Source organism: Bacillus litorisediminis, assembly GCF_022808645.1.
Lineage (GTDB): Bacteria > Bacillota > Bacilli > Bacillales > JC228 > Bacillus_BF > Bacillus_BF litorisediminis.
The window spans coordinates 1-22037 of sequence record NZ_JAKZKT010000038.1 but is presented as its reverse complement, the minus strand read 5'-3'; the positions used below and the strand labels follow the sequence as shown (position 1 = coordinate 22037).

At 39.0% G+C, this 22037-nt stretch carries 17 protein-coding genes, 1 pseudogene and 1 other annotated feature; of the genes and pseudogenes, 4 read left to right on the top strand and 14 right to left on the bottom strand.

Annotation, left to right across the window (positions count from 1 at the left end):
* Positions 1–57: 57 nt before the first annotated feature.
* From MLE14_RS16975 to ezrA, 11 genes and pseudogenes are all read right to left on the bottom strand, one after another.
* Entirely contained in the window at positions 58–1050 is a 993-nt protein-coding gene (locus MLE14_RS16975; protein WP_243299606.1) for a class I SAM-dependent methyltransferase, read from the bottom strand.
* A gap of 187 nt (positions 1051–1237) precedes the next feature.
* Entirely contained in the window at positions 1238–1738 is a 501-nt protein-coding gene (gene tpx / locus MLE14_RS16970) for a thiol peroxidase (RefSeq protein WP_243299605.1), read from the bottom strand.
* A 206-nt stretch (positions 1739–1944) separates the two neighbouring features.
* On the bottom strand, positions 1945–2394 hold the full coding sequence (gene ytfJ / locus MLE14_RS16965) for a GerW family sporulation protein (protein ID WP_243299604.1): 450 nt from the start codon (positions 2392–2394) through the stop codon (positions 1945–1947).
* 12 nt (positions 2395–2406) lie between these two features.
* The gene (locus MLE14_RS16960) at positions 2407–3141 is read right to left on the bottom strand and encodes a DUF2953 domain-containing protein (protein WP_243299603.1); all 735 of its coding nucleotides are present in this window, start codon (positions 3139–3141) and stop codon (positions 2407–2409) included.
* Between the two features lie 61 nt (positions 3142–3202).
* Positions 3203–4132 carry an EamA family transporter RarD gene (gene rarD, locus MLE14_RS16955; RefSeq protein WP_243299602.1) on the bottom strand — a complete coding sequence of 310 codons (930 nt, stop codon included), beginning with the start codon at positions 4130–4132 and terminating at the stop codon, positions 3203–3205.
* A gap of 61 nt (positions 4133–4193) precedes the next feature.
* Positions 4194–5810 (bottom strand): amidohydrolase, encoded by a 1617-nt coding sequence (locus tag MLE14_RS16950; protein ID WP_243299601.1) that lies wholly within the window; start codon positions 5808–5810, stop codon positions 4194–4196.
* Positions 5811–5966: 156 nt separating this feature from the next.
* Positions 5967–7568, bottom strand: a pseudogene (gene mbcS / locus MLE14_RS16945) (acyl-CoA synthetase MbcS).
* A gap of 190 nt (positions 7569–7758) precedes the next feature.
* A complete protein-coding gene (locus MLE14_RS16940; protein ID WP_097158979.1) occupies positions 7759–7962 on the bottom strand; it encodes an alpha/beta-type small acid-soluble spore protein in 204 nt (67 codons plus the stop codon).
* An 81-nt stretch (positions 7963–8043) separates the two neighbouring features.
* Complete coding sequence (thiI, locus tag MLE14_RS16935; protein WP_243299600.1) at positions 8044–9252, bottom strand: tRNA uracil 4-sulfurtransferase ThiI; 1209 nt, start codon at positions 9250–9252, stop codon at positions 8044–8046.
* A 1-nt stretch (position 9253) separates the two neighbouring features.
* Positions 9254–10390, bottom strand: coding sequence for a cysteine desulfurase family protein (locus tag MLE14_RS16930; protein WP_243299599.1), 1137 nt, complete (start codon positions 10388–10390; stop codon positions 9254–9256).
* 276 nt (positions 10391–10666) lie between these two features.
* Entirely contained in the window at positions 10667–12358 is a 1692-nt protein-coding gene (ezrA, locus tag MLE14_RS16925; protein WP_243299598.1) for a septation ring formation regulator EzrA, read from the bottom strand.
* Positions 12359–12528: 170 nt separating this feature from the next.
* Here ezrA and hisJ point away from each other — a divergent pair, with 170 nt between their 5' ends.
* Positions 12529–13329 carry a histidinol-phosphatase HisJ gene (gene hisJ / locus MLE14_RS16920; RefSeq protein ID WP_243299597.1) on the top strand — a complete coding sequence of 267 codons (801 nt, stop codon included), beginning with the start codon at positions 12529–12531 and terminating at the stop codon, positions 13327–13329.
* A gap of 23 nt (positions 13330–13352) precedes the next feature.
* Here hisJ and refZ read toward each other — a convergent pair whose 3' ends face one another.
* Positions 13353–13988, bottom strand: coding sequence for a forespore capture DNA-binding protein RefZ (refZ, locus tag MLE14_RS16915; RefSeq protein WP_243299596.1), 636 nt, complete (start codon positions 13986–13988; stop codon positions 13353–13355).
* A 225-nt stretch (positions 13989–14213) separates the two neighbouring features.
* On the opposite strand from refZ, the gene MLE14_RS16910 reads away from it, so the two are divergent.
* Entirely contained in the window at positions 14214–14696 is a 483-nt protein-coding gene (locus MLE14_RS16910) for a GAF domain-containing protein (protein WP_243299595.1), read from the top strand.
* Positions 14697–14742: 46 nt separating this feature from the next.
* Here MLE14_RS16910 and MLE14_RS22625 read toward each other — a convergent pair whose 3' ends face one another.
* On the bottom strand, positions 14743–16161 hold the full coding sequence (locus MLE14_RS22625) for a GGDEF domain-containing protein (protein WP_243299594.1): 1419 nt from the start codon (positions 16159–16161) through the stop codon (positions 14743–14745).
* Between the two features lie 386 nt (positions 16162–16547).
* On the opposite strand from MLE14_RS22625, the gene rpsD reads away from it, so the two are divergent.
* The gene (gene rpsD, locus MLE14_RS16900; RefSeq protein ID WP_243299593.1) at positions 16548–17150 is read left to right on the top strand and encodes a 30S ribosomal protein S4; all 603 of its coding nucleotides are present in this window, start codon (positions 16548–16550) and stop codon (positions 17148–17150) included.
* Positions 17151–17375: 225 nt separating this feature from the next.
* On the opposite strand, the gene tyrS is transcribed toward rpsD, so the two are convergent.
* On the bottom strand, positions 17376–18638 hold the full coding sequence (gene tyrS / locus MLE14_RS16895; protein WP_243299592.1) for a tyrosine--tRNA ligase: 1263 nt from the start codon (positions 18636–18638) through the stop codon (positions 17376–17378).
* Between the two features lie 43 nt (positions 18639–18681).
* Positions 18682–18894 (bottom strand) — a binding site (T-box leader).
* A gap of 122 nt (positions 18895–19016) precedes the next feature.
* Between tyrS and MLE14_RS16890 the strand changes: the two genes are divergently transcribed.
* On the top strand, positions 19017–21878 hold the full coding sequence (locus MLE14_RS16890; protein WP_243299591.1) for a transglycosylase domain-containing protein: 2862 nt from the start codon (positions 19017–19019) through the stop codon (positions 21876–21878).
* Positions 21879–22037: the final 159 nt, after the last annotated feature.

Sequence of the window (22037 nt, the reverse complement as noted above, 5' to 3'; positions counted from 1 at the left end):
TTAAAGCAGGGGATATTTTTATTTGCAAGTGGAAAGTTCTGTTTGAGCTTTCCCTTTTTATTTGGCCTCTTCACGTAACCAGATGCGAATTTGAGAAATGATATCCTGAACCGCATTTTTATTTGTCAATTTCGGCATTTGTGCCATAAATACTTTTTTCGGCGGAGCTTCCCCTTCTTTTTTCTTTTTTAGTATAAAAATACTCTTTGCATTTCTCTCATTTTTAAACATTGAAAGAGGCAACTGAATCAGGCCTTGAATAAAAGCATGTTCCTTTAGGAACGCATGAAGTTTTGCAGCATCTTCCCCTTCAAACAAATCGTTAGGGATGACAAAAAATAGAAGCCCCCCCGGCTTGGTATGTTTCAGACTCTGTTCAATGAACAGGTAATGGCTAAAGGCATGGCCTTCTTCGCGGTCAAGCTGGTACTCTTTTGCAAATTCTTTGCGCGGATAATATCCGACTGGCAAATCACTCACAACCACATCGACAGGATCAATGAACAAAGGCTCCAGAGCATCTTGATTATATAATTGAATCGACTGCTCCTGGAGATTGGCTTGCACATAGGCTAATTTAAGTAATACATCATCGACTTCAACACCATATGCCTCTATTGCGTAATCTGATAATTGGTTTTGGATCGTTGCGACTAAATTGCCCGTTCCTACAGCTGGGTCCAGTAAAGTAAATGTTTCAATATGCCCGTTGATTAGAAATTCTCGCAGAAGACCGCTAATTAAGATTCCAATTGAATCAGGTGTCATTTGGTGATGGGGCTGAACATAATCTCTCATCCCTTTTAGGGTTACAAGCTGAAAAGCTCTTCGGATTTCTTCTTTTGAGAGCATTTCAAGCTTAATCGACTGATAAAGCTTTTCCATTCTTTTTTTCGCAACGTCATCCACCGGTTGTAAAATGTCTCCCTGAAATAGATTTTCACCCGTTTCCACTAGAGCTTCCAGGTAGGTTAGCTGACAGGATTGCATTAAGATCTCCGTTGTTTGGTCTAATACATGAAACAGATTTTCTACTTTCGATCCGAGCATGATGGTCCTCCTATTTCTATAAAGAAAACTTGACTAGCGCCAAGCCTTTAAGCACTCCTAATTGCACTTATACTTTATTTTGTTAAACTACGTCGAATCTGCCTCTTTGCTAAACATTTTATGCTTTCTTAAAGTACAATAAAGAACCCCGTTTTGTCAGAAACGAGGTCTTTTCATATATCCTCTTTTATTTTGCTTGCTTTACGGCTTCAATTGCGGCTTCATAATTAGGATGGTTCGTACCTTCACTTACGTACTCCACATATGTAACCTTGTCATTGGAATCTATGACAAATATAGATCGTGCCAATAGTCTTAGCTCTTCCATTAAGACGCCATATGCTTTGCCAAATGATGCATCTCGATGATCAGAGAGGGTTTGCACATTTTCAATCCCGTTCGCACCACACCATCTTTTTTGTGCAAACGGCAGATCCATACTTATCGTTAAAACTTTTACATTTCCTAAATTCGCGGCTTCTTCATTAAATCTTCTGGTTTGCGCATCACAAACACCCGTGTCCAGAGAAGGAACCACACTAATTAATCTTACATTTCCTTTGCTTGAGTCTAGTGTCACTTCCGAGAGGTCATTTGCCAAAACAGTAAAATTAGGTGCCTGATCACCAACTTTTACTGCCTGTCCTACAAGTGTAACTGGATTTCCTTTAAATGTTACTGTAGCCATATCAAAGCCCTCCTATGTATTTTGATAATATCATCATAACCTCGCTGATATTAATTTGTAAAGAAAACACGCTGATTGGCGAACCGTAAGGAGTAGACACATGCGAAGTTGCACTGTTATCGATAGCCATAAGAAAAAAACTCATTTCATTGAAATGAAATGAGCTCTCAAGAAATGACATGATTGCAATCCGCTTTGGTTATTTATTAGATATCAAGGTCATCAACGTTTTGTTTTTTATTATTGCCGCTGTTATTCTGATTATTTTTTGATAGCAATTGCTGCACCTTTTCGACTGCTCCTGGAGCTAAATCCAGTATCTTTTCAAGAAGGTGGGTGTTCTCATCTAAGTGAAGCATTTTCACACCCTGCTGATTGACAATTAAAAATGCAATTGGAGTAATTGATACTCCTCCTCCGCTACCTCCACCAAATGGATGTTTAGCAGATTGTTCTCCGCCTTGATTACCGGATTGTCCATCTACAATAAACTCACTTCCCCCTGCTGCAAACCCGAATCCAACCTTTGAAACCGTTAATATCACACCGCCATCCGGAGTTTCAACAGGATCTCCAATAATCGTATTGACATCGATCATTTCTTTTAAATTTTCCATTGCCGTAGTCATTAAACCTTGGATTGGATGCTCAGACACAGTGGTAGCCTCCTATGATAATAATTTATCTGTTGAACTTTTAGCAGCTTTTGCTGAAGGAGTAGTTTGAAACTTCGGCATTCCTCCACGCCAAAAAGCCAGCATCTTGATTCCTACTAGTAAAGCATGCCCAACCCAAAACTGTATCATACATTGAAATGACATACTTGAAATCATTTGTTGAAATTGTGGAGTAACCATAATATTGGGTTGAACTCTAAGTCTCATATATTTACTGATCAGTCCCAGAATAGTTCCTTTCAAGGACCAAATAATCCCTGTTAAAACACCGGTGTAGCTAGCATCGCCGATACCCACTGAAGTGTGCCAAATTAATTTTTTTATCTGTATTTTTTTGAGAAAATTTGATAGAATCCTGTGAAAATCAACAATATGGACAAGTACTTCTTTTACATTTTTTAAATTTTTAATAATCGTAGCAGGAGTGATTCTCTGTTTCTTCTCCTTTTTTGGTTTTTCTGTTTGCCCTGGTTTTAATTCTTGCTTCAGAACTAAGGCTTTAGAATCCTTATCTATTTTTACTATAGGCACATCAACCGTATAGCGAATGAGTCTGAACCAGGCAAAAAATTTAATCTTTAAATGATCATTGTCATTGCCATGATAAAAGTCAATTTCCACTGTCACTCTTGTGAAAATAAGGAGTAAAAGAATTAGAACGAGAATTCCAACTAGCCTACCCATATCACTGTTTTCACTACCTTTCAGCTTATCAGTATTGTCCAATCGCCCGATTTTTAAACAAAAAAAGGCTGCTGTCCGAATACGTGACAGAGCCTTTTTTAGATTATGCCTGAACCTGTTGTTCTTTTTCCTTAAAACGATTTCGTGCATGCGGTTTTTTCATTTTTGAAAATGTAAATAAGATAAGCGCACTCCATATAAAGGCAAATCCAAGCTGATCGGTTACTGTAAATGGTTCGTGATACAAAAACACTCCAATCAGAAGCATCAGTGATGGTGCAATGTATTGTAAAAAGCCTATAAGATTAAGAGGAATTCGCTGTGTCCCCATTGCAAACCATAAGAGCGGGATTGCCGTTGCTGCTCCGGATCCAATCATTAAAATCGTTGTAGGCACGTCCGCCTGTAAAAAGGAAGATTGTTGTTCTGCAGTAAGCCCGATGACAAAAATAAAGGCAAACGGCAGCATAATGAAAGTTTCAAGCATGAGCCCGACGGATGATTCAAGTTTCACTATCTTCTTTAATAAACCGTAGACTCCAAAACTTAAAGCTAATCCTAATGCTAACCACGGGATATGCCCATAGGAAATCGTCATGACTAACACACCTGCAAGTGCCAAAAATAAAGAAAAAACCTCTAATTTTTTTAATGATTCCTTTAAAAACACAATTCCAAGCAAAACACTCACGAGCGGATTTATATAATAGCCAAGGCTAGTTTGAACTATGTGATCACTGTTAACCGCATAAATATATAAAAGCCAATTAACGGTGATCAGTGCCGATGCCGAAACAAGAACTGCTATTCTTTTTTTATCCTCTGCCAAATAAGTGAGTGTTTCCCTGATTTTTTTAAAGCTTTTTGTTACTGCTAAAAAACCAACCATGAAAATAAAGGACCAGATGATCCGGTGCGCTAGAATCTCATAGGATCCAACATGGTCAAGCCATTTCCAATAAAGAGGGAGAAATCCCCATACCACATAGGAACTGGCTGCATAAATTATCCCTTTCTTTTCCTCTTGATTCACCTTAGTCCCCTCAATTCATTCTATTCTCGAAATTATATAATTATAGGGAGACTCCATTTTTTTAAACTCGAATTGGGCCTTCCTCATTAATATACACAAGCTGTTCATTAATCACGGTTGCCGCCACTTTTGTATCTAGAATCCGCTCATGATTGATTTGAAATAAATCCTGATTCAAAATAGTGAAATCTGCTCGTTTCCCTGATTCGATGGTTCCATACTCTAATTCCTTATTTTCAGCATAGGCAGATCCCTTTGTAAATAAAGAAAGGGCTTCATACATCGACAAACGCTGTTCAGCCATAAATACCTGATGTTGAGTATCGTAAGGTTTGGTACGGGTAACAGCCGCATGTATACCCAGCAAAGGATCTAGCGGCTCTATCGGCGCATCAGAACCTCCAGCAAGCGCAATTCCTTCTTCCAATAAAGACTTCCATGCATAAAGATAATCATATGTTTGAGCCCCAACCCTCTCCAGCACCCACGGAAAATCGGAAGCAACAAATCGAGGCTGTATATCAAAGATAACAGATAATTTCTTGCTTCTTTCAACTAAATCCTTCCGTAAGATTTGGGCATGGATCAAACGATCTCTTTTTCCGGCTGGAGTGGGGGATTTTTCAATCGCTTCAAGTACATATTCAAATGCCAAGTCCCCGATTGCGTGGACTGCGACTGGCAGCTGGTATGACCTTGCCTTTTCCACAAGCTGAAGCAGCTGTTCCTTCGAGTGAATGGCAACTCCATTGGTTGCCGGGTCATCTGCATAAGGCTGACTTAATAATGCAGTACGACCGCCAAGAGCTCCATCGGCAAAAATTTTCATTGCCCCAAAATCGATAAAAGCGTTGCAGCCCAGCTGATCAAACCCATTCTCCTTCCACTCATCAATGACGGTATGATGGACCAAAAGGTGAGCCCGGAAAGGCATGTTATTTTTTAAAATGACGTTTTCAAATGCCCTATAAGTGACCAAGAAATCTCCATAATAACTTAAATCTTCTGTGTGACCGCCTGTTAAACCTAATCTCCACGCACTTTGAATCGCAGTTGTAAGAGCGTTTTCCAAATAAGTATGATCGACTTTTGGCTGGACTTTAAATACTAATTCCTGCGCCTGGTCCTTTAGGTAGCCCGTTAATTCTCCATTCATGTCCCTTTCAATAATTCCTCCAGGAGGATTGGGTGTATCTTTATCAATATTAGCCCTTTTAAGTGCTTCATGATTGACCACAATTGCATGCCGGCATGTTCTTTTTAAAAGGACAGGGTTGTATGGCGCCACTTCACTAAGCTCTTGGCTGGTTGGGATCTCAATTTGATCCCAATTATTTTCATCCCAGCCTTCTCCAACAATCCATTCACCTTGGCTTGCGATTTCCGCTCTCATCCTGACCTGATTTAATAATTCTTGCTTAGAGCGGACGGTCGTTAAATCTAATCGCAGCAGCGATTCCCCGTAACCAATGAGATGCATATGGCTGTCTACCAAACCTGGCAGCATCATAGATCCTCGCAGATCAATTTCATTTTGAATTTCATCTTTATATGTATTCTTTAAATTTGCTATTTTTCCTGTATCTGCAATTTTTCCGTTCTTTGTAAAAACGGCTTCAACTTTTTCACCCTCTTGGCGAAGTGTATAAATAGACCCGCCGTACCAAAGTGTCCCCATCTCTCATTCTCCTTCTATCTACTGTAAATCTATTAGGGCATCCTTGCCTGCCGTGCTTTATCCTACAATTTTAAATGCTCCGAATATGCCTTATCGCAAAAATTTTATACTTTCTTTAATTATAAAAAAATGGGCAGCTATGAGGCTGCCACACCTTTATTTTACAGAACCGGATGAGTTTTGAAAAGCAAGAAGCTCTTTTTGTCTTAGTTCGACTCTTCTGATTTTACCTGAAGTGGTTTTTGGCAAATCAGAAACGTATTCGATTTTTCTTGGATATTTATATGGTGCGGTTAGGGCTTTGACATGTTCCTGCAGCTCTTTCGTTAATTCAGATGTTTCATCAGGAATGTCTCCCTTTAGTACGACAAAGGCTTTGACTACATGTCCGCGAATTTCATCTGGACTGGCAACCACTGCACATTCTTTTACTTTTGGATGTTTCACGAGTGCATCCTCCACCTCAAAAGGACCAATCGTATAACCTGAGCTGATGATCATATCATCTCCGCGGCCCTCAAACCAAAAATAGCCCTCGTCATCCATGCGAGCTTTGTCTCCTGTCACATAATAATCTCCCCTGAATTGCTTCGCTGTTCGTTCCGGATCTTTATAATAATATTTAAACAGTGCCGGAGATTCGATGTGAACGGCGATATCGCCCACTTCACCAGGCAGACACAGATTTCCTTCCTCATTAATAATCGCTACCGAATTGCCTGGAGTCGGTTTCCCCATCGAACCCGGTTTAAGCTTCATACCCTTCATAACGCCTAGCAATAGGGTATTTTCAGTTTGCCCGTATCCGTCTCTGACCTCGATTTTAAAATAATGTTTGAAGGTATCAATAACTTCCCTGTTTAACGGTTCACCTGCTGAGACAGCACTGTGGAGACTGGAAAGTTTATATTTTTCTAGATCATTCACCTTCGCCATTAAACGATACTCAGTTGGAGTACAGCATAAGACGTTAATTTGATACTGATCTAGCAATTGTAAATACTTCTCTGGTTCAAATTTTCCCTGATAAACGAATCCGGTAGCTCCCATTCCCAACACGGACAAAAAGGGACTCCAAATCCATTTTTGCCAGCCTGGACCAGCAGTTGCCCAGACTATATCCCCTTCTTTTACAGCCAGCCATTTTTCAGCTGCTGTCCTTAAATGGGCATATCCCCAACCATGAGTATGAATGACTCCTTTTGGATTACCGGTTGTTCCGGAGGTATAAGATAAAAATGACACATCATCTCTATTGGTGGAAACGGTTTCAAAATAGGTAGGCTCAAGTTTAGCTTGGTCAGAAATATGAACCCAATCTTCGGCAGATTTGCCCACAACAAATTTATGTATAGCAGATATCCCTGCCGCTTTTTCCACTTCAGAAACTAAGCTGTAAGAAGCAATAATGGCCTTCGCATCACCATGAGTAAGACGGTATTCGATATCTTTTGCACGAAGCATTTCTGAAGAAGGGATGACAACTAGCCCAGCTTTTAATGCTGCCACATATCCGATATAGGCTTCAATCGACCTTGGCAGGATAATGAGGACGGCATCTCCCTTTTTTAGTCCGGCATTTTTCATGACATGTGCTCATTGACTTGCCGATTCTATCAGCTCTTTGTAGGTAAGCTGTTCCTTTTCCCCACTCTCTTTTTCTAAAAGCAAGGCAAGCATGTTCCCATCTTGAGTATAACGCTCAATCTCATTCACGATATTATACTGTTCTGGCGCAATTAATTGTTCTCTATCCACGCTTCAATCTCCTCCCCTATTTAAGTTAGTACTATTATACAAAATATTGTTAGTTTTATTAATAGAAAGAAATATCAAAAAAAGATAGAAGTTTGTCAGATTTCTCGCGGCCTTGCCCCTGTTATCTTTCGAATACCAAAAAAGAACGGGCAAACGCGCCCGTTCTTCGTAGCCATTTAAATCTATTTAATTATCTTGAAAATCCGCCTAATTGGCTTTCTGCCATAGATACTAGACGCTTTGTAATTTCACCACCAACAGATCCGTTAGCACGTGAAGTAGTATCAGCGCCAAGTTGTACACCAAATTCTTGAGCAATTTCAATCTTCATTTGATCAAGAGCTTGTTGTACTCCAGGTACAAGAAGTTGATTATTATTATTGTTTCTCGCCATGTTTGTTCACCTCCTTGTACCTATAGATTGCGACAGAACAAGGAGTTTCATTCGATACACCAGATGGTAATTGTTCACAAATCAGAATAGCGAGTTAACCTCTTCATCTGCTGATTTGTCTTCCGGTGTAATAATAAAAGTTTCCGTATTTTGGATAGCTTCTTCGATTAAATCCGTGAAATCTACATAACTTTCATAATGTTCCACTTTTTCCTTTTTCGGTTTGGTTTTTGGCATACTCGGAGTAAAAATCGTACAACAATCTTCATATGGCCGGTTGGAAATGTCGTATGTTCCAATGTCCCGCGCAATGTTCATAATTTCTGTTTTATCCATGGCAAGCAAAGGTCTGAGTACAGGGGTTGATGTTACACTATTAATTGCATACATACTTTCAAGGGTCTGACTCGCGACCTGTCCTAAGCTTTCTCCTGTAATAATGGCAAGCCCCTTAGATTTTTCACGAATTTGGTCCGTTATTTTCAGCATAAATCTTCGGGTGGAAGTCATTGTCACATTTTCGGGAACTTGGGCTTGAATAGTTTCTTGAATTTTTGTAAAAGGTACAATATGCACTTTTATTTTCCCAGACACAGTGCTTAGTACTTTAGCTAAGTCCATTACTTTTTGTTTCGCTCTCTCACTTGTATAGGGAGGACTGTGGAAGTGGACTGCTTCCACTTCCACACCGCGTTTCATAGATAAATATCCTGCTACAGGGCTGTCAATCCCCCCAGAAAGCATCAGCATCGCCTTGCCGCTGGATCCAACTGGCAAACCACCAGCTCCCGGAATCACTGAAACAGAAATATAAACAGCTTCTTTACGGATTTCGACCAGTACATTATGATCGGGCTTATGAACATCAACCTTCAACCCTATTCCGCTTTTTAAAATATGTCCGCCCAACAGATGGTTCATCTCATTTGTATCATGCGGAAATTCTTTATCTGCCCGTTTGGTTGTAATTTTAAATGTTTCGTTTGGGTTTGAATGCTCTCGCAGCAGCTCAAGCACCCCATTTTGAATGGCCTCCACATTTTTAGCTACTTTTAAAACAGGGCTAAAGGACTGAATTCCAAAAATACCTTTTAGGCGCTGAATCACAGCTTTTTCATTGGTACCGTTTAATAAAATATGAGCCCGATCCCGATTAGCCTCGATTTTAATCCCTTCAAAATCTTGAAACGCCCATCCGATATTATGTTTTAACTGACTAATAAAAGCTTTTCGGTTTCTTCCTTTGGTGGATAATTCACCATAGCGAATTAAAATTCTATCGTATTTCATGTTATCTCCTCATTGTCTTGTTTAACATTGCCAAACTTTGTTTAAGAGCCTGAATGAAGATTTTTCCCTCTTCTAAAGTATTATGCCAAGAAAGAGAAATTCTCAGCGCACCGCTAGCAACCTGTTCAGGAACTCCCATTGCTTCTAGTGTTTCACTGTGTGCCTTTTTCTTAGACGAACAAGCACTAGTTGTCGAAACATAAATATCATGACTCTCAAGTGCATGAACCAGGACCTCTCCTTTTAATCCAATAAGTGAAAAATTTAAAATATGAGGAGCCGATCCTTCTCTTGGAGTATGGATGACAACCTGATCGATCTTTTTCAGTTCATCCAACAGGTATTCTTTTAGCTGAACGAGCGGACTTATGTCCTTTTGTAAGGTAAGCCTCAATGCTTTCGCCATGGCTACAAATCCGGCGACATTTTCTGTTCCGCTTCTTAATGTTCCTTCTTGGCTTCCGCCTGATAACAACGGCCATAAAACAGTTCCTTCCCGAACAAATAAAAAGCCTGTCCCTTTTAAACCATTAAATTTATGAGCGGAAAATGAACACAAATCTACATTCCATTTATCTAAAGGCAGCGGTACTTTTCCAACACCTTGAACATGATCCACATGGAATTGAATCTTCGGATATTGTTTTAATAGTCTCCCCGCCTCTTCAATCGGCTGAATTGCTCCGACTTCATTCTGTACATGGATAAGCGAGATTAAAATGGTATCATCTCGAATGGCTTGTTCCAGTGTATCTATTTCAACCAAGCCTTCTTTTGATACCGGTAAATACGTGACATTAAATCCAAGCTCCTCAAGTTGTTTAAATGCTTGTTTCACGGAAGCATGTTCAACACTAGAAGTAATAATATGTTTTCCTCTAGACTGAAGGGCAAGTGCCGTGCCTTTGATTGCTAAATTGTTGCTTTCGGTACCGCCTGATGTAAATACAATTTCTCTCGGTTTCACCCTTATAAGCTGTGCAATTTGTTCTCTGGCGCGGGTCATTAGTTTTTCCGCTTCCGCTCCTAGTCCGTGCAGGGAGGATGGATTTCCGTAATACTCAGTCGCGACAGTCGTAAACGATTGAATAACCTCTTCAAACGGCTTCGTTGTCGCACTATTGTCAAAGTAAATCATATTCCTCACCCTTCTCTCCGATTCAACTGTTAATATTATCATACTCTGCTTTTAAGTTCATCAATCGGTCATTAAAGATAAAGAAAACTTGGCTAGCGCCAAGCCTAATGCGCGGGCGATTGCAAACCCGCACCTATCACGCTCGAAACGCCACATCCTACTGTATCGCTTTACTTATGTTTAATGCCTGTCGTACTTTATTCCTAAACGTCGAATTAACTGTGCTAAATTTTTATACTTTCTAAAAGTGCGAAAAAAAATTGACCTTCAAAAAGGTCAATTTTTTTCATTCATCCAGGCTTCTAATTTTTTTAATGCCCCCGGTTCTGCTTTTTCAATGGCTGATGCCGCTTCCTCTAAGGCTAATGAGTATTCATAGTTCCGAAATGCTTTTTCAGCATTGGATAATTGTTCATAAATCTCTTCGTCTTGCCGTTTATAGCGATTGCCGTATTGAATTATAAATTCAGCAAGCCTTACGTTTTCAATCATTTCTTCCATTTGTTCATATAACTTATCCATTGTCGCTTCTGCTTTGGCCAGATTAGCCTGAACGATGGCTATATTTAATGGCTTTTGCTCCAGACTTTGATAAACATCGGCAATCGCACGATGTGTATCTTCAAGGAAATATTTAAACTCTTCAGGCAGACCAGGCAAATTACTTTTTGAAATGAGACGTTTCACTTCTGTGTTTTTCTTGCGGAGTTCCTGGAGCTTCTCTCTTGCTTCAATTTCATCCTTCCTGAGCATATGCAGCTTTTCAGCAAACATACTTTGTTCACGCATAATATCGTCTAATTCCTCAGAAATTCTTTCAAGCTCATCTTTTAACAATGAATAAGCCATACTATGCTCATTGACTTTTTCCATCAAGCTTTTTAACTGTTTATCGAGAGCCATCAGTTTCTTTTCCACCTGTTTAAAGGAATCTAACTCTGACTCATGTATATGATACGACTGTTTAACCAAATTCGTTTCTCTTTCAATCCTTTTTCCTTCCGAAATAAGCAGGCTTAGACGTTCTGCCGCTTGATCCTTTTGTTTGAGAACAAAACCTCGGGCTACAACTTCTTTTTCCAGCACATCATATAGGACTTCAAGGTTTTCTCTTAGTTCTGGTTCTCCAGCGAGGACCTCGTCAATTTCTGCTTTATAAATGTATTCGGTATAGGTTTCCGCTTGCTTTTTAATGCGTTCTACTTCTTTTTCAATTTGAAGATGTTCCAAATCATAGCCTTGTTCAACCATTTCCCTGTGACCACTCAAAAGCTCAGCCGTCTTTTCAGGCACTTCTTGTGTACAAAAAGCCAGTAGTCTTGGGATATGTTCGAGTTTCGCTTCAAAATTCGCAAGCTGTTCTTTTAAATGCAAGATAATTTCTCTTGCCTCTAGAACATTGCCATTTTCGTTCGCTGACTCAAACGCTTCAAATTGACTAAGAATCTCTTCTAATAGGATTTCGAGCCGTACTTCCGATTTTCCGAATGATAAACGGTTTGTAAGGAGAGTCCTTTTTAAATCACGGTATTTTTCTTTAGCCTCATTTAAATCTTGCTTGTTTTTTTCCTCACTGCCTAATAGATCATGAAGTCCTTCAATAATTCTTTCAATCTGGTTCTCAACAAAAGTAAGTTTTTTTTCAGCCTCAGCCTGAAGTCCTTTTAAAGCTTTGAATTTATATTTTTCCGTGTATTCTTCGGCATCAAATAATAATTCTTCCACTTCAGGAAGGTGATATGTAACGATTTCATCCCATGACTTTCGCCATTTTTCAAACAATTCTTCCGTTTGGCCAGTCATGTTTAATTGTTTCACCTTCGAAAGCTCAGAAGGTACTGGCTTATTCATTAACTCCATTTTCCAGGCTTCTAGCTTATCAAGTTCTTTAAATTTTCTTTTTTTAATTATGTATCCAAATAACGTTATGGCAATTATGAAGACGATGATGCCAATTACGTACTGCATCGTAAGCCCCCTGTTCCAAATGCAAATATATCAGAATTTCTCATTCAAATATCGTGAAGAATCTAATGTTTTTATGATACCATGTAAACGACGATTTTTGTGTATATTTTACAAGGTTTTTCAAAGTTTTTTCAGCAAAGTCGAATTTTGACAATACGGAGGCTTATTCAATGGAAAAACGTGATGCCCATATCCATTCTCCTTTTTGCCCGCATGGGACAAAGGATTCATTTGAAGAATATATAGAACAAGCTATAAAAAAAGGGTTTTCCTCTATTACTTTTACAGAACATGCCCCGCTTCCTTCCAGTTTTAATGATCCTGCTCCGCTTCAAGACAGTGCAATTAAGCTTGAGGATGTAGAGCCATATATAATGGAAATAAAGCGGCTAAAAGAACAATATAAAAATAAAATCACTATTAAAACTGGATTTGAAATTGATTATATTGCCGGTTTTGAAGAAGAAACTGAAGAATTTTTAAACAAATACGGTCCGCATTTGGATGACAGCATTCTTTCTGTCCACTTCCTTCAATGCCAGCATAAATGGATCTGTATCGATTACAGTCCTGATACATTCGCAGAAGCGATTCGTTTAACAGGCGGTATTGATGAAGTTTATCAGCTCTATTTTGATCAGGTTTTAAAATCAATCCAGGCGGAATTAGGTCCATTCAAGCCAAAGAGAATAGGACATATCACTTTAGCGGCAAAGTTCAAAAAAAAATATCCCCCTTTCCAATCTTTCTCTGCTTCCATTATGGAAATTTTGAGAGAGATTAAAGAGAAGGGATATGAATTGGATATGAATACGGCCGGTCTACGTAAACCGCTGTGCCGTGAAATATATCCAAATTTAGACATTTTAAAATTGGCAAAACAATTGGAAATTCCGTTAGTATTCGGATCAGATGCCCATCAGGCGAAAGAGCTTGGAGCTGATTATCCTCTGATTCAGGACTTTATTTAATTCAGATTGATTTTATTGAATTACTAATTGACAATCATGGCTTGCTCTTCCGTTATAAATAAATATTGGTTAAACCATTCAATAATTTCTTTTGCATATCTATTTGCAAAATAAGTATCTTGTGGGTAGATTTGCCAAATTTCAGCCATATATTGTGCATTTAAAAAAGGCATGGTAATCATTGCTTTTAATTGCACGACCATATATTCAACTGGCCGTTTTACAAAAACTCTTTTACGATTGCCAGCATCAAATATGGTTTTCAACAAAAAACGCTCTTTCATCAGATAAGTCGATAATATTTCGCGAACAACTTGGGAATCAATTGAAAGCTCGCGCCATACAAATCTTGTAAGAGATAAGTTTTTGCATTGAAATTTTAAAAGCCGTTTAATCAGCTCGTTTAAAACGGTACGAGGGTCCTTATGTTCAAGCTCTCTAACAGCCTTTTCAATCTCGTTCAGATAGGGCTCAAAAAACATAGCAATGCAATGTTCAAGCAAACCTTGTTTATTATGAAAATAATAAGAAATATGTGCTACATTCACATTTGCCTTTGTTGCTATGTCGCGAAGTGAAGTACCAGCATATCCTTTTGTATGGAATAGATACAAGGCTGAGTCTAATATTTCCGTTTTTTTATGTGTGGCATAGGACATTTTGATCACTCACATTTCTTTAGAATAGTAGAGAAGACAAATGGACACTAGCAGCATTTACACAATAATATAAAAGATAGCCAAGGATTTGAGTAATCCCTTTTATTACATGGTTTCTTTTAAAACTTACAATTTCCTTTAAAAAGTTCTCGACACTTTCTCTTAAAAATATCGATTTTCTGATACAATAGTTAAATATTATACGATGACTTGAGGTGGTTATTGTTGTTTAAAGTCGAACATTACACAAAATCAAAAGAAGAAAACTATGCTTTAGTTATAAAACAGTTAAGTTCATTGCTTGAGGGAGAAACAAATCGGGTGGCAAACTTAAGTAATGCCAGTGCCTTACTTAATCAATTTTTAGATCGGATTAATTGGGTCGGATTCTATTTGTTAGAGGAGAATGGCGAGCTTGTACTGGGGCCATTCCAAGGACTACCCGCGTGTGTCAGGATACCGCTTGGAAAAGGAGTTTGCGGAACAGCAGCAAAGTCAAAGCAAACGATGCGAGTACCTGATGTGCATCAGTTTCCAGGTCACATTGCCTGCGATGCCGCATCCCGCTCCGAAATTGTAGTCCCTATATTAAAAGAGGGGAAAGTTATAGGGGTATTAGACATTGATAGTCCTGAATTGGACCGCTTTGATGAAATTGATGAAAAAATGCTTGAGGAATTTGTGAAAGTTTTAGCCTCTTATATGTAGGTACTACTTAAAAAAGCTGACAAATGTCAGCTTTTTTTAATTTGGTTCATTCATGTCCATATACAATTATTTTGTTTTTTCCAAGGCTTTTCGCTTTATACAGGGCTTGATCCGCCCATGCAAACAAATTCTTATATGAAGAACTATGATCATCGTTCTTCCAATATGATATACCACAAGACACAGTAATAGACGGGTTAGTGACATTAGATACGGTCTCTACTAGACGGCTGGCGACTAATAACCCCGCATCGAGCGCGGTACGAGGGAGATAAATAGCAAGCTCTTCTCCGCCCCATCTTGCACCTATATCATTTTTTCTTATATTTTGGAGAATATGTTGGCCGACTTGGACTAACACATTATCCCCTACTTGGTGTCCATACTGATCATTGACCTCTTTAAAATTATCTATGTCTATGATAATAAAGGTGCCCTCATTATCTTCCCGCATTGATTTTTCAATTTTTTTATTTAAATATCTTCTCGAATAAAGATGGGTAAGAGGGTCGGTCATTACCATTTTTTCTAGTTCTTCCTTAAGCAGTGCATTGGTAATCACAAGGGAGGAATGAAAAATCAGGGTCTCAATATTTTTGAAAATTTCCCATCGACACGCATATTTATTCGGATGAAGCAAAAGGGTATATCCTATTAACTCTTCACCGTCAAGAAAAGGAAACAGCAGAACAGTCTGAAAGGAAGGCTGAATTAAACCTAGTTTAGCCTGCACATCTCCGATAAAAATAGAAGCTGTACTATGTTTAAAATGATCTTCGGCAAATTGATTATAAAAAGAGGCATCTTCAGTTAAAAAATATGACGTGCTTACATTAGACAGTTCAAACGAAAGCTCTTTATTTTTAAAGAAAAACCCGACTTCGGCCGCATTATATGTTTCGATAAAATGTTCTTTTAAAAGCTTTAGACTTTCCGTAAAGCGCAAACTTGTATTGAGCCTTAAAATAAAATCATTTAGCATCTTTAATTCTTTAATTTTTCGCTTTGATTGCGAATACAATTTTATTTTTTCAATTCCTTGGCCAGCTTCATCACATAACAGCCGGAAAATAACTTTTAATTTTTCCGCATCTAAGGATGTATGGATTAGTAAAACTCCGTATATCCCCTGATCACCTTTAATAGGAATCACAATTTCGGTTAGATTATGTTCGATAGTTGTCTGGCTTATTTCTCCCGATGAAAAAACCTCAGAGATTCTTTCTGGTGATTGCTGGTAATTAATTTTATGTATAAGCGGATGATTCGCGGCTCCTTCTTCAGAAGTCCATACTTCAATTATAGTATTGTCCAATTGAAAACGATTGACAGTATCCAATAAAAAGATATAAAGGTCCTGTTCGTTTGAAAAATGGTGGATCATTTTAGTGGACTCGAATAATGGTTTAAACCAATTGGTATCTATATTTAATTCATCCAAACTGTGTTCTGCTATGTCTTTCACGTTTCTCACCTATCAATCTATAATCACGATCAAATCAATTTCTCGATAAAATCAGTGTTCATTGTTATTATCGATTTAATTGCTATTTTCTTTATACTTTAAGACAGTAAAAAATTAGAGAATAAAAGGTACAAGTTTCACTTAATAAATTTTACCATATAAGACATGAGTTGACTTTGTTTATTGTAAAACATATAATGAAATTTGTGTAAAATATTGCAGCCTATGTGGAATACTTTTATGTTTCATTTTATCGCTTAAGATTCTTAAGTCATATCATGTAACCCTCTGCTGCTGGGGCGAAGATATGTAGAAGATAAAATGATCAAAGAGTTTAACACATCTGTCCTTATTTTACCTCAAATTAATAATAAGGAGGAGTTTCCATGGCAAGATATACAGGTCCAAGCTGGAAACTATCACGCCGTCTTGGCATTTCCCTAAGCGGTACTGGTAAAGAACTAGAAAGACGCCCATATGCACCTGGACAACACGGTCCTAACCAACGTAAGAAATTATCAGAGTACGGTCTTCAATTACAAGAGAAGCAAAAGCTTCGTCATATGTACGGAATTAACGAACGTCAATTCCGTAATCTATTTGACAAAGCTGGCAAGCTAGCAGGTAAACACGGTGAAAACTTCATGATTCTATTAGAATCTCGCCTAGATAACCTTGTTTACCGTCTTGGTCTTGCGCGTACTCGCCGCCAAGCTCGTCAGCTAGTAAACCACGGTCACATCTTAGTTGATGGCAGCCGTGTAGATATTCCATCTTACCGTGTGCAACCAGGTCAAACTATTTCTGTTCGTGAAAAATCACGTAACCTTGACATCATTAAAGAAGCAATCGAAGTGAACAACTTTGTTCCTGATTTCTTAACTTTTGATGCTGACAAGCTAGAGGGTACTTTCACTCGTTTACCAGAACGTTCTGAATTGCCAGCTGAAATTAACGAAGCTCTTATCGTTGAGTTCTATTCTCGTTAATAGAAAAAACCTCAAGTCCTTATTCAAAGGATTTGAGGTTTTTTTGATGTTTAACTCTGCATAAGATGTCATTTCATAGCAACGTAAACATCGATCTCGTTATCCTGCTCTTCAGGCTTATATCGCTCATCCCAGACTTCAACATCCTATCCTATCCGATTATAAGCGTTCTCTAGCATGCAGAACCCCACCTTCCAATTGAATAGGAAAATGGGGTGATGATTGTTATCCTTTATGTCTGATAAGAAAATACTTCTTCTTCCCTCTTCTGATGATAGTAAATTTACCTTCAATTTTATCTTCAGCTGTCAGTTCGTAGTCTAATTCAGTGACACGGTCACCATTAATATAGATCGCACCAGATTGAATATCCTCTCTCGCCTGACGCTTCGATGGAGAGATGCCGGCTGCAACCAGTAAATCAACAATCCCATTGTCTTCTCCTGCTTCATAGGAAGGAACATCTCTAAACCCTTGCTCAATTTCATTAGCGGAAAGACCTTTAATATCTCCGCTGAATAGAGCCTCTGTAATTTTCACTGCTTGTTCGAAAGCTTCCTCCCCATGGACAAGCTTAGTCATTTGTTCTGCTAGTGCTTTTTGAGCAGCACGTAGATGCGGTTGTTCTTCGACTTCTTTTTCAAGTACTTCAATCTCTTCTTTAGACAGGAACGTAAAGTATTTTAAGTATTTCACGACATCACGGTCATCAGTATTGATCCAAAATTGGTAGAACTCATATGGAGTTGTCTTTTCCGGATCAAGCCATACTGCTCCGCCTTCTGTTTTGCCAAATTTCGTACCATCCGCTTTGGTCACTAACGGGACAGTTAGCCCAAATGCTTTTGCATTTTCATGTGATTTACGTATTAATTCAAGCCCGGAAGTGATATTTCCCCACTGGTCACTTCCTCCGACCTGCAGTCTGCAGCCTTCATTTTCGTATAGCTTTAAGAAGTCTAACGATTGTAGGATCATGTAACTAAACTCCGTGAAGGAGATACCTGTTTCAATTCTTGATTGAACCGTTTCTTTGGCGAGCATATAATTGAGGCCAAAGTTTTTACCAACATCCCGAAGAAACGTAATAACATCCATTTGTCCAATCCAGTCAAAGTTGTTGGACACCATTGCCGGATTTTCCTGAGCATCGAAATCAAGGAAGCGGGATAGCTGGTCTTTAATTTTGTTGCTCCACTCCTGGACAATTTCGGTAGAATTTAATGTTCTCTCTGCTTTTTTACCGCTCGGGTCACCGATTAACCCAGTTGCACCTCCGACTAATGCAATCGGACGGTGTCCGGCCTGCTGAAAACGTCTTAGAATTAGAATTGGCAGCAGGTGACCGATATGAAGACTGTCAGCTGTCGGATCAAATCCGCAATATAAACGAATAGACTCCTCATTTAATACCTTTTCCAACCCTTCTTCATCTGTCATTTGGTTAATGAGTCCTCTAAATCGCAAATCTTCTAATAACTGATTCATCATTATTCTCCTTTTTTTCCAAAATAAAAAACGCCCCTGCTCATGCAGGGACGGATTATCCGCGGTACCACCCAACTTGAAAGCTACTGCTTTCCGCTCATTGTCGTAACGTGACATACGCCTAGATCACGAGAACCGTGATCATCAGTGCTCCAGACCTGTAATTCGTTCTTTTATATGTACTGATTCTCACCGTCCATCAGCTCTCTAAAAAACAGGGATAAAAGAACTACTGAAAGCCTTTCATAGCATCCATGCAGATTTATGTTATCTCTTTTTTAGCATAACCTTTTCTTACTTGTCAATCCTTGCTTTAATTATCGTCTTTTCCCTCTCATTTTATGCTATAATGGGGTTGATTTTAGAGGGGGAGAAATCATGGACAAAAACGCATGGAAAGAAAAGCTCCTTTCCATTTATCAAATATTTTCAAGTGATAAAACTAAAAAAGGAGCTCGTATTACATACGGGGTAGTCTGGAATATTTTATTAGTCTTTTTAATTGTAATTATTTTAGGCACTGCCTTTGCTGGCGGGGTAGGTGCAGGCTATTTTGCCTCCCTGGTAAAAGACGAGCCCCTGCGCTCTTATGAAAGTATGCAAAAGGATATATACAACTATGAAGAGACTTCAGAAGTCTATTTTGCCAATAACGTGTACTTAGGTAAACTTCGTTCCGATATCGACCGGGAAGAAGTAAAGCTTGAAGATGTTTCAGATCACCTAAAAAACGCCCTGATTGCTACTGAGGATGAATATTTCTGGGAGCACCCTGGTATTGTTCCAAAAGCGATTCTTCGTGCTCTTTATCAAGAGTTCTCTAATTCTGCGTTGCAATCCGGGGGAAGTACCCTAACCCAACAGCTCATAAAGAACCAGATTTTAACCAGTCAGGTATCATTTGACCGGAAAGCAAAAGAAATTCTATTAGCTTTACGTCTTGAAAAGTTTTTTACAAAAGAACAAATCTTAGAAGCCTATTTAAATGTTTCACCATTTGGAAGAAACTCTTCTGGCAGAAATATTGCGGGTGTTCAAACAGCGGCTAAAGGTATATTCGGGGTAGATGCAGCTGGTTTAAGTTTGCCTCAGGCTGCTTTTATTGCAGGACTGCCGCAAAGCCCGTTTGCCTACACGCCTTTCACACAAGATGGAAAAGTAAAGTCAGCTGAGGGGCTGGCACCTGGGATTGAAAGAATGAAAACAGTTCTTACCCGAATGTATGAAGAAGAGTTTATCTCCAAAGAGGAATTTGATCAGGCGATGCAATATGACATAACCAAGGATTTTGCTCCGCCGGAACCAAGTCCGATTGAGGAATATCCTTGGCTAACCTTTGAGGTTGAAAAAAGGGCAACTCAGATTTTAATGGAGATCATTGCCAAAGAAGATGGGTTAACCATGGAAGACCTCAAGGCAAACGACGACCTTTATAATGAATATTATGATTTAGCCTATAAAAATTTAAGACAAAACGGTTATTCCATTCATACAACGATTGACAAAGAAATCTATGACAAAATGCAAGAAGTCGCTAAAAACTTCCCATATTATGGGAACGATAAACCTGAGGAAGATCCGGAAACCGGGGAAATAGTGATGGAGCCGGTTGAAACAGGTGCTGTTTTAATTGAAAATGCAACCGGCAGAATTATTAGCTTTGTTGGCGGGCGTGACCATAGCCGGGAACAAACAAACCATGCAACTGATGCTACCCGCCAAAATGGTTCGACAATGAAACCATTGCTTGTTTACGCCCCAGCTTTTGAGATTGGAACACTGCAGCCGGCTTCTATTATTCCGGATGTCAAGTTAGTTTTAGATGATGGGACCGGAAAGTCTTATGAACCGAAAAACTATAGTAAAGGCTATAATGGTTTAACAACGGCGAGATATGCATTAACAAAATCCTTTAACATTCCTGCCGTTAAAGCCTATGTCGACATCCTCCAATACCGCCCAGCTGATTATTTAAAGAAAATGGGCTTTACTTCCCTTACGGAGGGCGATTACTATAACATAGCAATGGCCTTAGGCGGGATGACTTACGGTGTAACTGTAGAAGAAAATGTAAATGCCTATGCGACCTTTGCTAACGACGGGAAATTTATTGATGCCTATATGATTGAAAAAATTGTGAATAAAGATGGAGAGACCATCTATAAGCATGAAAGCAAGCCAGTGGATGTATTCAGTAGGCAGACAGCCTACTTAACCATTGATATGATGAGAGATGTCATTACTGAAGGAACCGCTGCCGGACTGCCAGGACGCCTGAACTTCCGGGCTGATTGGGCTGGAAAAACAGGAACTTCTCAAGATACAAACGATTCCTGGTTTGTCGCAACCAATCCTAATGTAACGTTTGGAGTTTGGATTGGCTACGATACGCCCAAAACGCTAGAACCTAGCTATAAGAGTCTTTCACCAGGCGTACGGAATATTTATCTATGGGCTGATTTAATGAATGCAGCTTATGAAATCAACCCGGACCTGGTAGCACCAAAAGAGAATTTCGAAATGCCTGGCGGAATTGTGCAGAGATCCTATTGTACAGTCTCGGGAATGCTTCCTTCTGAGCTCTGCGCGGATTCAGGACTTGTGGCAACAGACATTTTTAATGCCAAATTTGTGCCAACTGAAACAGACAATAGCTTAATCGAAGGACGCTATGTAACAATTGGCGATAAACGTTATCTTGCTTTAGAAACAACTCCAGAAGAATTTACACAAGAAGGTTTATTATTGAGCCCAGAGTTCATAGAAAAAATGGGAGGAAAAAACCTGTCAGACCCTAAACAGTTAATTCCTTCAGGTGAAAAATGGTCTAAAATTCTTGTTCCTGATAATGTAATGAAGGAAAATGGAAAAGTTCCGGCGCCTCTTACAATTTCATCATCTGGCCAAACATTAACCTGGAAAGCCCATGGAGAAAATGATGTAGTAGGATATCGGGTTTATCAAAAGAAGGGTGATAATTCAGTTACTGTTGTCGGAAATGTCTTAGCTGGAAAAGATCTATCCTTCCAAGCAGGGAACGGGCAATTCTATGTAATAGCTGTTGATATCGCAGGACAGGAATCGAAGCCTTCGAATCTTATTCAGGTAGGTGAAGCCAAGCCTGATAGCTCCACTGGAGGAGATACGGAAACAACAACTTCGCCTGACCAGAGTGAAAATCCTACCAATGGAAATGGGAATGGTAAAGGCAAAGGTAATGGAAATCAAGATACCCCTTAAAAAAGGAAGAACCACGACTTAAGGTTAGAAGAAAGGCTCTATAATATTTGTTGGGGTTTGAACACAACTTTTTATTCATAAAAAAACACGTAGACATCCAATTCTTTTATACTTGAATTGTCTAGAAACAAGACAAAAGAAATGGAGTTACGTGTATAT

What these genes read in the sequence shown, in the direction of transcription:
- MLE14_RS16975 (WP_243299606.1), bottom strand. Translation starts at nt 1,050, where the DNA reads ATGCTCGGATCGAAAGTAGAAAATCTGTTTCATGTATTAGACCAAACA.
- tpx (WP_243299605.1), bottom strand. Translation starts at nt 1,738, where the DNA reads ATGGCTACAGTAACATTTAAAGGAAATCCAGTTACACTTGTAGGACAG.
- MLE14_RS16950 (WP_243299601.1), bottom strand. Translation starts at nt 5,810, where the DNA reads ATGGGGACACTTTGGTACGGCGGGTCTATTTATACACTTCGCCAAGAG.
- MLE14_RS16940 (WP_097158979.1), bottom strand. Translation starts at nt 7,962, where the DNA reads ATGGCGAGAAACAATAATAATAATCAACTTCTTGTACCTGGAGTACAA.
- thiI (WP_243299600.1), bottom strand. Translation starts at nt 9,252, where the DNA reads ATGAAATACGATAGAATTTTAATTCGCTATGGTGAATTATCCACCAAA.
- MLE14_RS16930 (WP_243299599.1), bottom strand. Translation starts at nt 10,390, where the DNA reads ATGATTTACTTTGACAATAGTGCGACAACGAAGCCGTTTGAAGAGGTT.
- ezrA (WP_243299598.1), bottom strand. Translation starts at nt 12,358, where the DNA reads ATGCAGTACGTAATTGGCATCATCGTCTTCATAATTGCCATAACGTTA.
- hisJ (WP_243299597.1), top strand. Translation starts at nt 12,529, where the DNA reads ATGGAAAAACGTGATGCCCATATCCATTCTCCTTTTTGCCCGCATGGG.
- refZ (WP_243299596.1), bottom strand. Translation starts at nt 13,988, where the DNA reads ATGTCCTATGCCACACATAAAAAAACGGAAATATTAGACTCAGCCTTG.
- rpsD (WP_243299593.1), top strand. Translation starts at nt 16,548, where the DNA reads ATGGCAAGATATACAGGTCCAAGCTGGAAACTATCACGCCGTCTTGGC.
- tyrS (WP_243299592.1), bottom strand. Translation starts at nt 18,638, where the DNA reads ATGAATCAGTTATTAGAAGATTTGCGATTTAGAGGACTCATTAACCAA.
- MLE14_RS16890 (WP_243299591.1), top strand. Translation starts at nt 19,017, where the DNA reads ATGGACAAAAACGCATGGAAAGAAAAGCTCCTTTCCATTTATCAAATA.